This is a genomic window from Ardenticatenales bacterium (assembly GCA_020634515.1).
In the GTDB taxonomy this organism is placed as follows: domain Bacteria; phylum Chloroflexota; class Anaerolineae; order Promineifilales; family Promineifilaceae; genus JAGVTM01.
This window is the reverse complement of the sequence record JACKBL010000004.1, coordinates 253,072-267,755: the sequence shown is the minus strand read 5'-3', so window position 1 is coordinate 267,755 and position 14,684 is coordinate 253,072. Positions and strand designations below refer to the sequence as shown.

At 58.0% G+C, this 14,684-nt stretch carries 15 protein-coding genes; 10 read left to right on the top strand and 5 right to left on the bottom strand.

Annotated elements, in window-relative coordinates; translation table 11 throughout:
* Nucleotides 1-780 (bottom strand): hypothetical protein, encoded by a 780-nt coding sequence (locus tag H6650_12815; GenBank protein ID MCB8952887.1) that lies wholly within the window; start codon nucleotides 778-780, stop codon nucleotides 1-3.
* Between the two features lie 102 nt (nucleotides 781-882).
* Entirely contained in the window at nucleotides 883-1,671 is a 789-nt protein-coding gene (locus tag H6650_12810; protein ID MCB8952886.1) for an RNA polymerase sigma factor, read from the bottom strand.
* Nucleotides 1,672-2,182: 511 nt separating this feature from the next.
* Here H6650_12810 and H6650_12805 point away from each other — a divergent pair.
* Nucleotides 2,183-2,395 (top strand): helix-turn-helix domain-containing protein, encoded by a 213-nt coding sequence (locus tag H6650_12805; protein MCB8952885.1) that lies wholly within the window; start codon nucleotides 2,183-2,185, stop codon nucleotides 2,393-2,395.
* 93 nt (nucleotides 2,396-2,488) lie between these two features.
* On the opposite strand, the gene H6650_12800 is transcribed toward H6650_12805, so the two are convergent.
* On the bottom strand, nucleotides 2,489-3,370 hold the full coding sequence (locus tag H6650_12800; GenBank protein MCB8952884.1) for a DMT family transporter: 882 nt from the start codon (nucleotides 3,368-3,370) through the stop codon (nucleotides 2,489-2,491).
* Between the two features lie 14 nt (nucleotides 3,371-3,384).
* Complete coding sequence (locus H6650_12795) at nucleotides 3,385-4,281, bottom strand: MBL fold metallo-hydrolase (GenBank protein ID MCB8952883.1); 897 nt, start codon at nucleotides 4,279-4,281, stop codon at nucleotides 3,385-3,387.
* Nucleotides 4,282-4,842: 561 nt separating this feature from the next.
* On the opposite strand from H6650_12795, the gene H6650_12790 reads away from it, so the two are divergent.
* The 8 genes from H6650_12790 to purE all read left to right on the top strand — a co-directional run bounded on the left by H6650_12790 (nucleotide 4,843) and on the right by purE (nucleotide 12,046).
* Nucleotides 4,843-5,700: a ParA family protein gene (locus tag H6650_12790; GenBank protein MCB8952882.1), complete on the top strand. Its 858-nt coding sequence runs from the start codon at nucleotides 4,843-4,845 to the stop codon at nucleotides 5,698-5,700.
* Nucleotides 5,690-6,061, top strand: coding sequence for a hypothetical protein (locus H6650_12785; protein MCB8952881.1), 372 nt, complete (start codon nucleotides 5,690-5,692; stop codon nucleotides 6,059-6,061). The genes H6650_12790 and H6650_12785 overlap by 11 nt, the downstream gene beginning before the upstream one ends.
* A gap of 77 nt (nucleotides 6,062-6,138) precedes the next feature.
* Entirely contained in the window at nucleotides 6,139-6,942 is an 804-nt protein-coding gene (locus H6650_12780; protein MCB8952880.1) for an ORF6C domain-containing protein, read from the top strand.
* Nucleotides 6,943-7,360: 418 nt separating this feature from the next.
* Nucleotides 7,361-8,146 carry an alpha/beta fold hydrolase gene (locus H6650_12775; GenBank protein ID MCB8952879.1) on the top strand — a complete coding sequence of 262 codons (786 nt, stop codon included), beginning with the start codon at nucleotides 7,361-7,363 and terminating at the stop codon, nucleotides 8,144-8,146.
* 26 nt (nucleotides 8,147-8,172) lie between these two features.
* Nucleotides 8,173-9,555, top strand: a complete 1,383-nt coding sequence (locus H6650_12770; GenBank protein ID MCB8952878.1) for a tetratricopeptide repeat protein — start codon at nucleotides 8,173-8,175, stop codon at nucleotides 9,553-9,555.
* A 30-nt stretch (nucleotides 9,556-9,585) separates the two neighbouring features.
* A complete protein-coding gene (locus tag H6650_12765) occupies nucleotides 9,586-10,557 on the top strand; it encodes a phosphoribosylaminoimidazolesuccinocarboxamide synthase (GenBank protein MCB8952877.1) in 972 nt (323 codons plus the stop codon).
* A 211-nt stretch (nucleotides 10,558-10,768) separates the two neighbouring features.
* The gene (locus tag H6650_12760) at nucleotides 10,769-11,500 is read left to right on the top strand and encodes an esterase family protein (GenBank protein ID MCB8952876.1); all 732 of its coding nucleotides are present in this window, start codon (nucleotides 10,769-10,771) and stop codon (nucleotides 11,498-11,500) included.
* A 36-nt stretch (nucleotides 11,501-11,536) separates the two neighbouring features.
* On the top strand, nucleotides 11,537-12,046 hold the full coding sequence (gene purE / locus H6650_12755) for a 5-(carboxyamino)imidazole ribonucleotide mutase (GenBank protein MCB8952875.1): 510 nt from the start codon (nucleotides 11,537-11,539) through the stop codon (nucleotides 12,044-12,046).
* 32 nt (nucleotides 12,047-12,078) lie between these two features.
* Here purE and H6650_12750 read toward each other — a convergent pair whose 3' ends face one another.
* On the bottom strand, nucleotides 12,079-12,993 hold the full coding sequence (locus tag H6650_12750) for a DNA adenine methylase (GenBank protein MCB8952874.1): 915 nt from the start codon (nucleotides 12,991-12,993) through the stop codon (nucleotides 12,079-12,081).
* A gap of 519 nt (nucleotides 12,994-13,512) precedes the next feature.
* Here H6650_12750 and H6650_12745 point away from each other — a divergent pair.
* Entirely contained in the window at nucleotides 13,513-14,667 is a 1,155-nt protein-coding gene (locus H6650_12745) for a 5-(carboxyamino)imidazole ribonucleotide synthase (protein ID MCB8952873.1), read from the top strand.
* Nucleotides 14,668-14,684: the final 17 nt, after the last annotated feature.

Here is a 14,684-nt window from a genome sequence, read left to right as displayed (position 1 = left end):
TCAGTTGCGCATCGTCTCTAGAGACAGCCGCAAATCATGCAGAAAATGCGCTTGATCGTCCAGCACATCCGCCAGGAGCAGCGGACGGTAGAACACTTCCGCCGGTCCCTGGATCACTACCGTCTGATCGAAATTGCCCCACGTCAAACGTGCCTGCAATGGAGCGGGGGCGTCGCCGCTGATGCCCACGGAGATGGATAAACGGAGGTAGTCCGGTGACTCGTCTTCCTGATAGGCGTGGAGCGCCAGAGCCAGGTCGTTTTCTTGCATGTGGGTGCGGCTTTGGAAGAGAAGAAAGCGTGGGGCCTCCAGTGCGTCCCGCATGTCGCGGTAGGCCAGGCCGCGCGCCTGCCAGTCGAAAGCCGCCTGGACCTGGGCGATTGTCTGTTGCCAGACGATGCGCCAACCGCCTGGCGTGGCATTGGCATGCCGTGGCGGAAGCGAATCCAGGGGAGATGGGTCCGTGTTCTGCGTTTCTTTTGCTTCTAGTTCTTCTAATGAGGCCAGGAATTGCGTCTGGAGGGTTTTGTCTTCCAGCATTCTGGCAAAAAAGGCGGGATGCAATGTGTCAATGTCCAGGCCCCACAGTGCGGCCTGGGCTATTTCGCGGATGGTGTCTTCGTCGGTAGGGGACGTGGATGCCGGCAGTTCCCTTCGTATCTGTGCCAATAATCGTCTCGCGGATGCCGGCATCTCGCCGGATTGCTCCAGCCGTTCATACAGTTCGGCCAGTTCCCTCTGCGTCCAATCGGCGGCTGGATAATCCCCTGTATCAGGCATTGATAAGCTCATTTGTAGTATGGCCCATGGCTGTTTTGATGCGATTGGCGGAACGGCGTCGCCATGATGCCCACGGCCACCCGATGAAAAAGGAGTCCATTTTCAAGCGGCTGTCCGGCGACGGATAGTCAGCGATGATGCCTTTCCCTCCTGGCCCTGGCGATTGTAAATCTCCCGCACCTCTTCAAGAGCGTCAAAGTGCAGTTTGTACAATGCGCTTAACGTTTTATTCATTATCGGTTGAATTTCCGCAAAAGACAAATCCTGGTAATAGTGTAGCAGGAGGAAACGTTGACGATCCGGGTTGCTCATGGTCTCAATAGAGCGCAACAAATCCTGGTGTATGGCAACCGACTCTTCCAGTTTCCGCACGGGCGTTGGCCCTTGTTCGCTCTGTTGTTGTTCCCGCAATTCCGCTACCTCTTTCGCTTTTCGGTGCATTTGGGCGCAGGTGTTGCGCAAAATGCGGCGGGCCCAGGGATCGAAGTGTGTATCATAAGGGAATCGCGCCGTTATCAAAACCAGCATGGCTTCGTGCGCAATGTCTTCGGCCTCTCCTTGAGCGAGATTGTATTTGCCGCTGCTCAAGTAATGTCGCGCCCAGACCGTCAGCTTGCTGTGTAGGAGACGCCATATCTGATCCGACCGGGTTTGCTGCAACAGGATGATATATGCCGCCCACTGCTGGTAGTGGTCGGCGACGTAATCAACGTAGTCTGTGAGTTGGTGTTCTGGGTGACGTTTGAGGTAGTAATTGAAACGCCCGATTTTGAGGTTGGCGAGGACGATGGGTCGGATGTGCTTTACCAGGTCGCATCCCCTTTTCCGAGCAAAGAGGCGGAGCGCCTTGTCTAGTTGAGCGTTCCAATCGGGTGATGTTAGGTCGGTCACGTTCTTCATCCCCGTGGTAGCACAATCTGAAAGGCCAAAAACCGGGTTTTTACACATGAACCACTCTGGTAATTTCGGCCGGACACTCGAAAAACCCGGTTTTTTCAGTGAACTCATTATACTTTTGCGGGTAAAGAATAGCAATTGACCGGGGTATTGTTAAAAAATAGAAAGAATCCAGTAATTATCGGCAATAAACAAATGGAATGAGTTGAGCAAACCAGACTGGCTGCCAAAACCCTGCCAGGTTTATCCCATATCAGCGAACGCCTTTCATGTTGTATAAAGCGAACGCCTTTCATGTTGTATAACGACAAGGATTTTTGTCAGGAGATTCATGAATTACACGAAAAACGCACTTCGTGAAATCGTGGCAGGGTAACGGCTAAGCCCGATTGGCCCCATTTTCTCTGGTGAACATGCTCATTGAGCGCGTGAAATTGGGCTAATCTCCAGAGCGCGTTAGTCGTTACAAGGTTTTGGTGATTTGGCGAATTGCGGAGGAGGATCGATGTCTGGGAATGGCAGTGATAGGATCATGACGATAAGGGAGGTAGCCGAGTATTTGCAATTGGCTTCCTCGACTGTGTACAAGCTCGCGCAAGAAGGCGTATTGCCGGCACGAAAAATCGGCGGCACATGGCGGTTTTCCCTGGAACGATTGGATCGCTGGATACAATCATCCTCCCCTGATGTTGAGGATGGCGACGAGGTCGAGGACTAGCGGTTGTCCTTTTCCTCCCGCTCACAACTATGCGAAAACACGGACGGGGGAGCCTGGCGCGCGCATCCGAGGCCGGGCGGCGCACGTCCGGTCTCAGGCGCGCATTTGCAGCAGGGCTATTCCCCCCACGATGATGCCCATACCCGCCACCATCCCCGGCGTGATCTGCTCCCCTAGCAGCAGCGCCCCACCCACCGTCGCCACCAGCGGAATCACATACGCCGTCATGGCCGCGGATGTGGCCCCAAACCGCTTGACAATGTAGAAAGCCAGCAGCAGCCCGATAAACGTCCCCACCAATCCCGCATACCCCAACACCAGGTATCCGCGCCCATCCACCCGGCTGAAATCCAATCCCAAGAGCAAGGCGGAAAGAGGCAGCACCGTCAGCGCCGCCGCCAGGAAGCGAATGGTGGAGACATCCAGCGCGGCATACTCGGCCAGATAGCGGCGCATGTAGATGGTTGCGCCGCTGGCCAGGGTCATGGCCGCCAGCACCAGCCCATAGCCCATGGGGCTGGCCTCGTGGACGCCGGGAATGCCGCTTTCTCCCCGTAGTGTCAGCAGCAGTGCGCCGCCGAGGGCCAGGACCAGTCCGACAACCTTGCGCCGCGTTAGCCGCTCGTCCTTAAGCGCATAATGGGCAAACAGGACTGTCAGCGCCGGATTGGCCGTGAGCAGAATGGACGTGACCCCGCTGGATTGGTACCGCAGCGATGTGACAATGGCCGTCATGGGAATGGCCGTGCCCACCACGCCCAGAAGCGTGGCGCGCCGCCAGAGACGGGCGTCCGTCGGCCACTTGTAGGCGGGGTGGATGGCGTAGATAAGCCCACATGCCGCGCTCGCCAGACTCAAGCGCAGGCCGATGTAGGTGGAAGGGGCGAATTGGGCGACGCCAAAGCGGGAGGCCACGAGTGTGGAGCCAAAGAGAAAACCGAGCAGGAGGACGTAGGGAAGCGCTTCCAGGGGCATGGTGCAAAGGATGATCAGGATGATTTTTGGCGCCGCCGCAGGTAGCGTGTGATGCCGTCTACGGACATGTAGTGCGGGTTGGCGATGGCGTAGCGGTGGAAAAGGTCTTCGGACAGGTGGTGGGCTGTTGCGCTTTGGTGAATCCAGTTTACATATTCGCTGACGAGTTGGTCGCGGGGCATGTTGGCTTGCAGCCGCGCGTCGATAAAGGTGACGGCCTGGTCGATGAGTTGGCCGATTGCCTGGAAGTGGGCGCGGGGGTTTGTGACGAGGCCGAAGTGGGTGGGATAAATGCCGGCAAACCCCGCATCCATGAGCTTCTGTATCGTTTGCCGCCAGGCCTCGCGGTCGAATTCCGGCGGTGGCGCGGGAAGATCGACAAAATCCGTCCCCGGCAAGTGGATGCCGCCGGCGTCACCGACGAAGGCGATGTCTCCCAGGCAGATCACATGGTGGTGGCTGGCGTGCCCCGGCGTGTGCATGGCCATGAAGGTCAGGCCGCCGGCGGTGATCGTGTCGCCATCGTGCAAGGCGTGGACGCAATCGGCGGGCGCGGGGAGCATCTCCCCCCAAAGGGTGTCCATCTGGTCGCCGTAGATGCGGGCGGCGCTGGACAACAGGCGGGTGGGATCGATCAGGTGGGGTGCGCCGACGTAGTGGACGTAGACGGGTACGCCCTGCTGGGCGAACCAGCCCGCGGCGCCGGCGTGGTCGAGGTGGATGTGGGTGACGATGATGGCTTGCAGGTCGCGGGGTTGCAGGTGGCGTTGGCGCAAATGGTCTACGAGGGTGTGCCGTGTGGAGCCGGGGCCGGTTTCGACCAGGACCATGCCGGCAGGTCCTTCGATCAGGTATGCGGCGATTGTTTGGGGGGTGTGTTGAAAAGCGAGATCGAGTGTTTCGATGTGCATGTGGAACCTCGGCAGGGTGTTTGACGCAACGTGGAAATATGATGGGATATGTAACGGCTAGGCCAGGTTGGATCAGTTTTCTCTGGTGAAAGTGATCCAATCTCCCGAGAGTGTTAGTCGCTACGGGGATATTAGCACACGGGTTGATCGGTTTCCACTCGTTTTGTCTTCTCAGGTCTATGCGAAGAGTGTTGATGAGGTGAGGGAGGCTGTGAGAGGCGTTGTGTGGGAGGAAATGCCGGCATTTCCCCCCACCCCATCCGCGAAAACGCCAGTTTCCTGCCGTTCATGCAAAATTGGAACCAAATGTTATCACTTATATCTCAAATTGAAATCAATTTGGAATCATATTAGTATCAATTGATACCACATGTAAATGGGCTTGCCGTGTTTGTTTGCGCATATGATGCCATGTGATACCATTTGACATCATCTTTGAAAACAAATGATACCAATATGGTTTCAATTGATACCACTTGAGCGCGGGAAAATGCGGCAGCCCCATCCGCGGCAGCCCCATCCGCGGCTCCCCCTTCCACGAGGATCACGGAGATATTCCTGATGAGCGAACACCCAACGATTTTTGCCGTTGTCAATCAGAAAGGTGGCGTCGGAAAAACGACGACCGCCGTTAACCTTGCCTATGGCCTGGCGCGGATGTGCGCCGCGCACAATGACGGCCATGTCTTGCTGATCGATTTCGATGCGCAAGGAAACTGCGCCACGTCCCTGGGTGTACAGCCAAACGAGACGACCCTGGCCGACGTCCTCGTGGGGCGCGGGGCGATCCGCGACAGCCTTATCGTTGCCGACCGCGCCGACGAAGGTCTGCCGCGCCCCAATTTGTGGCTGTTGCCTTCCGACCAAAAACTGGCGGAAATAAAAACGGAACTGGTAATGCAGGAGGCCTTGACCAATGCCATGGCCATCATGCGCCCCAACGAAGGCGAACGCAACGTTCCCTTGCTGAACTTACTTGAATCCCGTCTGGGAAGCCTCACGGAGCGGTTTGCTTTTACCGTCATCGATTGCCCTCCGGCGCACGACGCGCTGTCTAATGCTGTGTACCAGTTGGCGCACGCGGCCATTGTGCCCGTGAAGTTGGACTTCCTCAGTGCCATTGGCGCCGGGCAGCACATCGAAAACGTGCGCCGCGCCCAGATGAGCGGCATCAACATCGCCATCCACACGGTTGTCCCCACCTTTTTTGTGAAGCGACAAGTGCAGGATAACCAGGTGCTGGAATCTCTTGTTGATGCGTACGGCGTGAAAGTCGTCGCGGAGCCGATTCCTAAAAACCAGGTGGTCCCCGAATCCGCCGCGTCCGGGGGAGGGATGACGTTATTTGAGTATGCGCCCGACTCGCCAGCCGCCGATGCCTATCAGCGATTAGTGGAGCGTATCTATTATGGCCGATGATCTGCCTGATTTTTTAGCCGATTTTGAAGAACCGAAAGTTAACCGCCCCAATACGCGCAAAAAGCAGTTAGCCAACCCGTTTGAGGTAATTCCGGCCACGGAGGTGCGGCGGGCGACAAACCCGCAGGGCAAGGACCCCTCCATGGCCGGGCGGCAATTGCGGCGTGGCGTGCTGCTGCCGCCAGAAATGGACGAGGAGATCAATCGCCTGGTAAAGCGGTATGGCATTGGCAAGATGGAGTTGATGCGTTATCTGTTGGCGGCGGGGCTGGAGCGCGTCCACCGTTATGGTATTGAGCGCGATATGGTGGAGACGCGGAACGTGGAATTGCGTATGCCTAACTGGCGACATGACGAGTAGCGGCGCGTCCTCCTCATTGGTACTTTTGCCTCTGTCCACGATTTATTGACCACTCATTTCTATTCCGAGGTTAACTGATGACCGCGTTGATCCCTCTTGAACAAAAGCAGGTTGTCTTTTATGATGATGAGATAACCGTCGTATTGGTGGACATGGGCAAACGGCAGGAGATATACGTGCCCATCCGCCCCATTTGCGATTTCTTGGGCGTGGCCTGGGATCCGCAGCGGCGGCGCATCAAACGCGACCTGGTGCTGTCGCGGGAGGTGCGAGGTGTCACCGTTACGGTGACACCTGGAGGTCGCCAGGAGATGATTTGTTTGCCGCTTGATTATCTGAGCGGTTTCCTCTTCGGCATCAGCGCCAGCCGTGTCAAAGAGGAGATTCGGGACCGTCTGGTACGCTACCAGCGGGAGTGCTACAAAGTGTTGGCGGAAGCGTTCCAGGAGGGGCGGCTGACCACGGACCCGGTGCTGGATGATTTGCTGCAAAGCGACACGGAGGCGGTGCAGGCGTACAAGATGCTGCAAGCCCTGGTGAAACTGGCCCGCAACCAGATTTTGTTGGAGGCCCAACTGGATCGACATACGACGCGCCTGGACGAGCATGATCAGCGGTTGGAGGAGCTGGAGGCGGTGTTGGGGGATACGGGGCGCAGCGTGACGCCGGATCAGGCGAGCCAGATCAGTCAGGCGGTGAAAGCGGTGGCGTTGGCGCTGGGGCAGCTCACGAACCGGAATGAGTTTGGCGGCGTGTATGGGGAGTTTTATCGTAAATTTGGGATCACGAGTTATAAGGCGCTGCCGGCAAAAAAGTTTGACGAAGCCCTCCAATTCCTCACCGAATGGCATCAAAGCCTGGTGGGGCGCGCCCCTTTTTAGCAACCCGCACATGTCTTCGCATAGTCCTGAGAAACGGGAGCAAACGCAAGCCGCGGAGCAGGGTAGGGGGCGCATCGTCACGCAAACCGGTGCATGGTGGCGTGTTCTGCTTGGCCTTTTGCTCTTGCCCGGACTCCTGGCCTGCGGCGGTTTGGGATTGCTTCCCGCCGATAGCTTTGCCTTACCCACGCTGGCCGCGCCGGCCAGCGCCCCACCGGAATCGCCGCCGCCGCGCACGCCCGTATCCCTGCGCCCCACGTACACGCCCGTTCCTTCGCCAACGCCCATCCCCGCGCACACCAGCACCCCGTCCCCCACGCCCAGCCCCACGGCCACCGCGAATCCTTATGAGGGGCTGTCGATTGCCGAACTAGCGGCCCGGCCTTATGGTGGCGGCGCGCTGCGAATCGTGGAAACGATGGAGTACAGGCCCACCTTCACGCGCTACCTGATCACGTACCCCAGCGATGGATTGACGCTGTACGGTTTTATGGATGTGCCGGAAGGGGAGGGGGAATTCCCGGTGGCGATTGTGCTGCACGGCTACGTGGACCCCGACGAGTACCGCGTGAAGGATTACACCACGCGCTACGCCGATGCCCTGGCGGAAGCGGGCTATTTTGTCATTCACCCCACTTACCGTAACCATCCTCCTTCTGATAACGGCCCCAACCCTTACCGAATTGGCTATGCCATTGACGTGATGAACCTGATTGCCATTGTCAAGGAACAAAGCCTGGACGCAACGGGGGTGCTGCGCCGCGCCGATGGCAACAACATCTATCTCTGGGGGCACAGCATGGGAGGCGGGATTGCCTTGCGCGTGATCACGGTCTGGCCGGAGGCGGTGCGGGCGGCGGTGCTGTATGGGGCGATGAGCGGGGACGAGGCGCTCAATTACGAGCGGATTAGCGCGTGGTCGGAGGGGCGGGAATGGGAATTTGAGATGAGCGCGCCATCTGAGGTGTTGCAGACGATTTCCCCGATCTCTTATCTGGACCGTATTCAGGCTCCGGTGAGTATTCACCACGGTGTAAAGGATGTAACGGTTCCGCCGGCGTGGTCGGAGCAGTTGTGCCGGTTGTTGACGGCGGGGAATCATGTGGTAGAGTGCTTCCGTTACGAAGGGCAGGGGCATACGTTTTATGGGGATAGTGAGAAACTGTTTGAGGATCGCGTCCTTTCTTTTTTTGCGGTGTGGTAGGGGCGCGGGTAATGGAAATGGCATCTATGAACCAGGTTTATCATTCATCGCGGTCTTTGAGAAGTGCCGGCATTTTTGTCATCGCCGCGCACGTTTTCCTCTTTCTCCTGCTCCTCGTCGCCCTTATCCTGGATCAGCGCCCCCTGGCAAGCTACCTGTTCCTGCCCATCCTCCTCATCAACCCCCTCAACTGGATGGGCATCTACTTCTTCATTCGCCACAGCGACGCAGTCACCCTCACCGACACGCACATCACCTGGCAGCGCTTCCAGCGTCACAAAACCATCCCCTACACCGACATCACCGGCTACCAGGAGCGCGATTACCACCTGCCTCCCAACCTCATCCTGTTCGCCGAAAACGACAAACTCCGCCTCAACCGCCGCCTGGAAAACTTCCCGGACCTGTACCAGGCGCTGCGCCAGCGCATACCCGCCCTGCAGCAACCGGAGCTACCACAGTTCCCCTGGCAGTTGCGCCTGCAATCCCGCTACCTTTGGAGCCAGGCCGGCATCGCTCTGCTCCTGATCGTGGGTTTCGGAGCCATGTCCCTCTTAATCGCCGACCGGCAAAACCGTTGGGAAGCGTTTCTGGTTCTGGAAATTCTCATCGGCGTCATGCTTCTTGCCGCTCTCTTGATGGAGATGCACGGCCCTGCCAACGTTCGTTTTACCCCGGATACGATCAAAGTCCACAACTTCTGGCGTAGCCCGCAAATCTGGGACGCGCGCAGCATTGTTGACGTCCGCCTCAACCGCAACCGCACCCTCATTCGTGGCATTGAACGCATCATGTACGACGTGGAAATTCGTTTCGACGATGGTCGGGTACTCACCATTGAGGAAGCGCGCTCATGGGCGTTCGGCTACGATCCCTCCCGTCTGTGCGACATGTTGCATCGCCTCTATCTCAATCCCGCGCCCGGATCATCACGGCAGTCGGCACAGGCGCGCGCCGACGACTTGCTGGTGCAGGCCAACGCCTGGCGACAGCAGCAAGCGTATGAGGAAGCCATCGCCGCCTACAGTGAGGCGATTCGCCTGTTTCCCCCCTACCACACGCACCGCCTGGTCATGGCCGACTTGTTGTACGACATGGGGCGCTTCGCGGAAGCGGCGACCAACTATGAAGCATTGGTGCAGTTAACGCCGGAACACGATCAGGCCTGGTATGGATTTGGGTTGTGCCAAATGCGCCTGGGGCAGCCGGCGGCGGCGGCGGGTGCCTTTGACCAGGTGTTAGAACTGGACACAACCAACGCCCAGGCGTATTATGCGGGGGCCATGGCCTACACGCTGCTTGACGATCGCAAACAAGGACGGCGCTATTTGCTGCGCGCCCTGGACCTGAAGCCGGAATGGCGCGACAGCGCGCGCCAGGATGCGGTGCTGCAATCCTATTTTGCCTGAAGACAGTAGGGCGTTTTTGAAGGAGAGCCTATGCTAACGCACGAATCATTGCTGGCCGCCGTGCCCCAGGCGCTGGCAAGCGTGGACATTCCTGGTTGGGGAGCAAAGGAAACGGGGAAGGTGCGCGACATCTACCGCCGCGATAAGCAGCGGCTGTTGATCGTGACGGACCGCGTTTCCGCGTTCGACCGCGTATTGGGCCTGATTCCTTACAAGGGGCAGGTCTTGAATCAGTTGAGCGCCTGGTGGTTTGAGCAGCTTGGCGACGTGGCGCGCAACCACGTGATCGCCATCCCTGATCCCAACGTGACCATCGCGCATGAGGCGCAGCCGCTGCCCGTGGAAGTCGTCGTGCGCGGCTTCATCACGGGGGTGACGACGACGTCGCTCTGGTATTTGTATGAGCGCGGCGAGCGGCGGCCGTACGGCATTCCGCTGCCGGATGGCCTGCGCAAGAATGATCGCCTGCCGCACCCTATCATTACGCCGACGACGAAAGCGGCGCGGGGTCAGCACGACGAGCGCATCACGCGCGCGGAGATTGTGGCGCGAGGGTTGGTTTCGCCGGCGTTGTGGGCGGAGGTAGAGGAGACGGCGCTGGCGGTCTTTGCCCGTGGGCAGGCGCTGGCTGCTCGCGCCGGGTTGATCCTGGTGGATACGAAGTATGAATTTGGCCTGGTAGATGGGCGGCTGGTGTTGATTGACGAGGTACACACGCCGGATTCCAGCCGTTATTGGGTGGCGGAGAGCTATCAGCCTGGCGGCGCGGAGCCGGAGAATCTGGATAAGGAGTTTTTGCGGCGATGGTATGCGCAACAGGGGTATCGGGGTGAGGGGGCGCCTCCGGTGATGCCGGCATTTTTCATGGCCCAAGTAGCGGCGCGTTATATCAGCGTCTACGAAAAGTTGATTGGGCAGCCATTCGTCCCCGGCGCGCAACCGGCGGCGACGCGGATAGCGCAAAATTTGGCCCGCTGGCATGATCAGGTCGGTGCAATATGACATCCTCCGGCGGGTTTGTGCTAGAATCATGAGCGGTTTGCCGTGATGGGTGGCGTTCTGCCGGCCCGCGCCTGATGCGTTCCCTGATAACCGAGAAATCTGGCAGTTCAAGATTCCTGATACGAATGATCCGTGTTCGTTGGCTTATGGCTGCGAGTCGGTGAAGTCGTGCGGAAATGAGGGGCTGCGAATAACATGCGAGGATGAGGTCATGCACAGAATCCTGGATGGTTGGTACAGTCCCAACCTGGAAAAGTATATGGAAATTGCCACGTATGGGCATTTTGGGCTGCCGTTGTTGCTATTTCCCACGGCGGCGGCGGATTATTTGGAGTATGAGCGGTTTCAGATGATTGATGCGCTGGCGGAGGTGATCAATGCCGGCAAAGTCAAAGTCTTTTCCATCAACAGCATCAACAGTGAGAGCTGGCTCAACCGCGCCGTGCCTGTCAAGTACAAAGGCCTGCGTCAGGTGCAGTACAACAACTACATCACGGATGAAGTTGTCCCCTATATCTGGAATAGCTGCCAGGGCAAGTTGGGCATCATCACCAGCGGGGCCAGCCTGGGCGCGTTCCACTGCGCCAACCAACTCTTCCGCCGCCCTGACCTCTTTGCCGGCATGATCGCCATGAGCGGCTCCTACGACATTCGCGGCTACTACAACGGCGATCATTACGACGAAAACGTGTACTTCAACAATCCCGTCGATTACCTGCCCAACCTGGGAGAGCCTTACCTGGGCATGCTGCAACAGAAAACGCACATCCACATTGTCACCGGACAGGGCAGTTACGAAAACCCGGACGCATCGCGCCGCCTGGCGGACATTCTCCAGCGCAAAGGCATCCCGCATGAGTTGGACGTATGGGGATACGACATCCCGCACGACTGGCCCTCCTGGCGCAAGATGCTGCCTTATTATCTGGCCTTTCGTTTTTGAGAGGCGGTTTCCCGACGACAATAGAGAGGAAATAGCATGACAAACCCGGAGACCCCGCTGGTGGGCGTGATCATGGGTAGCACGTCGGACTGGCCCACCATGCGGCACGCGGCAACGGTGTTGGCCGAATTTGGCGTGCCGCACGAGTGCCTGGTCGTCTCCGCGCATCGCACGCCGCAATGGATGAGCGAATACGCGGAGACTGCGGAAGCGCGTGGTTTGGAGGTGATCATCGCCGGGGCAGGGGGGGCGGCGCATCTGCCCGGCATGGTGGCGGCGCAGACGACGCTGCCCGTGCTGGGTGTGCCCGTGCAAAGCCGCGCCCTCAACGGCCTGGATTCCCTGCTCTCCATTGTGCAAATGCCCGGCGGCGTCCCCGTGGGTACGCTGGCGATTGGCAATTCCGGAGCGAAAAACGCGGCGCTGCTGGCCGTGGCGATCCTGGGCAACAAATACCCCGATCTACGGCAGAAGCTCAAACAGTTCCGTACCCGTCAGATGGAAGAGGTGCGGGCGGCGAAGGTGCCGGCAGAAGATAAAGCCTGACGCCCTCTTTTCTTACCAAAGCGCGGCGTCGATCAAGCAGAGTCTGTTCTCTCAGGAGATTCTCCCACCTTGAGCAGAGGTTGCTGGATAGCGTACAGCCCGCCTTGCGGGTAGAGCAGATTGTTTGTCTGTGTATCAAAATTGGTAATAAGCACTTCGCGGTTGACGACCCGCTCCGCCCCGTTTTTTTTCGTATTCATGCCGGAGAAGGACTGAATGGGCACAATGTTATAGCCGTCATACATTTGGTGTATTTCTGGCATATCGTAGGAAGATAGCATCCATTTGCACTTTGTTCGGGACAACCGCATTGCCAACTTCCGATGATCTTCCCAATCTTGCATGTTGTGTTTATAGTTGCACCCGTTTTGCGGATATGGCGGGTCAAGGTACATGAAGACTTTCGCGCGGTCATAACGATCAATGCAATCTTCCCAACTCAGATTTTCTATGATCACCGTGCGTAGCCGTTCATATGCGGGCTGAATTCGTTGGCGCAAATGCTTCAAGGCCCCAATAAGACGGTTGCCATGTCCCCCATCAGAAATGCTGGTTTGAAAACGCGGGTAATCCAGTTCGCCGCCCCAACCTGCCATGATGAGGTAATAGAAGCGGTGCGCCCGTTCCATTTCGGAAAGGGTGGCTGGGTCCAATTGCGCCAATCTTTCAAACTCAGATCGGGAAACAAGTTCCCATTCAAAGGACCTGATCAACTCTTCGGGTTCGCTTTTGAGGATTCTAAAGAAATTGATCAATTCCTGGTCAATGTCATTGAGAATTTCAACTGGACTTGGCGCTTTGCCAAAAAGCACCCACGCAGCACCGGCGAAAACTTCGACATAGCAGGTATGCGGAGGAATTAAGGGAATGATATGCTTACGCAAACGTGATTTTCCTCCAACCCAACGAATGGGACTGTTGAACATTTTGTCTTTGCTCGAAGCCATGACTACTGTCCTGTCACGCATAAAACGATGGATACGCGCCGTAGGACAAGACGCTGTCTTGTCCGGTCAATTCAGCGAATTGACCTACGGTTTCCCATCAAAACACCCTTGACATGACACTACCCTTTCGTCTCTGATAGAGACATTTCGGCATGAAACATGCAAGAGAGCAAATATAGAGAACAGTTGTTCTGTGACTGAGTATAAGCTGATTGGCGGGGTCCACGCAAACTGAGAGAGGATGGCAGTGGAATGCTCAAAAGAGGGCAGCGGACATTACCGGGCTGGAGAGATTTTGAGTGCACCGTTGCCGCGGCATTCAAAGGCGTGACGACAGAGAATAAGTCGATTTATGATGTGATTTGGGGTGACAGGTATGGCTTATCCTGCAAAATGCGACAAACTCTGCCAGTGGCCGAAAAAAGCGTTATGGCGTTCATCTCCTTTCTTTTTGGAACCCCTGCCCGCGAATCTGGAATATGGGCTTCAAGGCAAAGCGGCATTGTATTTCCCTGAACTATGGAAACAACACCAGCGGGGGTAATTCTCCCCGGCGCAACGATTGGTATTTTGGGCAGCGGGCAGTTGGGGCGCATGTTGGCGCTGGCGGCACGGCGCATGGGGTATCGCGTGCATGTGTTCTCGCCGGGGCGGGATACGCCAACGGGCCAGGTGGCGGATGCGGAGGTTTGCGCCGCGTATGAGGACCTGGAGGCGGTGCGGGCGTTCGCCGGCGGCGTGGATGTGGTGACGTATGAGTTTGAGAATGTGCCGGCATCTACCGCTGCCACTTGCGCCGAAATAAAGCCCCTGCGCCCTGGCATCGCCGCCCTCCACGTCGCCCAAAACCGCCTGCGCGAAAAACAGTTCTTCCGCGACAACGACCTCCCCGTCACCCCGTTTTACCCTGTTTCCAGCCTGGCGGAACTGGAACAGGGCCTGCGCGCGCTTGGCTGCCCCGCCATTTTGAAAACGGCCTCTTCCGGGTATGATGGCAAAGGGCAGCGCATGATCACCCATACCGCGGATGCGCCCGCCGCCTGGGAGGCCATTGGCCAAGCCCCGGCCATCCTGGAAGGGTTCGTGGATTTCGCGCGGGAACTGTCCGTCGTCGCCGCGCGCGGCATGGATGGCCGATTTGCCCACTACGGCCTCATGGCCAACACCCACCGTCATCATATCCTGGACGTTTCCGTGGCGCCCGTGGACATGCCGGCATCCGTCGCCGCCGCGGCCACATCCTACACTCGCATAGTTATGGAACAGTTGGACGCCGTGGGCGTGCTGTGCGTCGAATTCTTCCTGACAAAAGAGGGTCGCCTGCTGTTAAACGAAATCGCCCCGCGCCCACACAACTCCGGCCACCTGACGGTGGACGCCTGCGTCACCGGCCAGTTCGAGCAGCAACTACGCGCCATATGCGGGCTGCCGCTGGGAGATACGCGGTATTTGCAGGCAGCGGCGATGGTGAACTTGCTGGGCGATCTGTGGCAGGATGGCGCGCCGGATTGGGCGCGTTTGTTGGCGCTGCCGCACGTAAAATTACACTTGTATGGCAAGCGTGATGCTCGCCCAGGCCGCAAAATGGGCCACCTGACGGCGCTGGCGGACACGCCGGCGGCGGCGGCGCAGTTGGCGCGCGCGGCGTGGCGAGTGGCGAGTGGCGAGGGATAATTTCGTTCGCAAACGCG

Coding starts and splice junctions, on each gene's coding strand:
- H6650_12800 (MCB8952884.1), bottom strand. CDS start 3,370: ATGCCCCTGGAAGCGCTTCCCTACGTCCTCCTGCTCGGTTTTCTCTTT.
- H6650_12785 (MCB8952881.1), top strand. CDS start 5,690: ATGGCCGATGATCTGCCTGATTTTTTAGCCGATTTTGAAGAACCGAAA.
- H6650_12775 (MCB8952879.1), top strand. CDS start 7,361: ATGGAGTACAGGCCCACCTTCACGCGCTACCTGATCACGTACCCCAGC.
- H6650_12770 (MCB8952878.1), top strand. CDS start 8,173: ATGAACCAGGTTTATCATTCATCGCGGTCTTTGAGAAGTGCCGGCATT.
- H6650_12795 (MCB8952883.1), bottom strand. CDS start 4,281: ATGCACATCGAAACACTCGATCTCGCTTTTCAACACACCCCCCAAACA.
- purE (MCB8952875.1), top strand. CDS start 11,537: ATGACAAACCCGGAGACCCCGCTGGTGGGCGTGATCATGGGTAGCACG.
- H6650_12750 (MCB8952874.1), bottom strand. CDS start 12,993: ATGGCTTCGAGCAAAGACAAAATGTTCAACAGTCCCATTCGTTGGGTT.
- H6650_12815 (MCB8952887.1), bottom strand. CDS start 780: ATGCCTGATACAGGGGATTATCCAGCCGCCGATTGGACGCAGAGGGAA.
- H6650_12760 (MCB8952876.1), top strand. CDS start 10,769: ATGCACAGAATCCTGGATGGTTGGTACAGTCCCAACCTGGAAAAGTAT.
- H6650_12745 (MCB8952873.1), top strand. CDS start 13,513: ATGGAAACAACACCAGCGGGGGTAATTCTCCCCGGCGCAACGATTGGT.
- H6650_12780 (MCB8952880.1), top strand. CDS start 6,139: ATGACCGCGTTGATCCCTCTTGAACAAAAGCAGGTTGTCTTTTATGAT.
- H6650_12790 (MCB8952882.1), top strand. CDS start 4,843: ATGAGCGAACACCCAACGATTTTTGCCGTTGTCAATCAGAAAGGTGGC.
- H6650_12765 (MCB8952877.1), top strand. CDS start 9,586: ATGCTAACGCACGAATCATTGCTGGCCGCCGTGCCCCAGGCGCTGGCA.
- H6650_12805 (MCB8952885.1), top strand. CDS start 2,183: ATGTCTGGGAATGGCAGTGATAGGATCATGACGATAAGGGAGGTAGCC.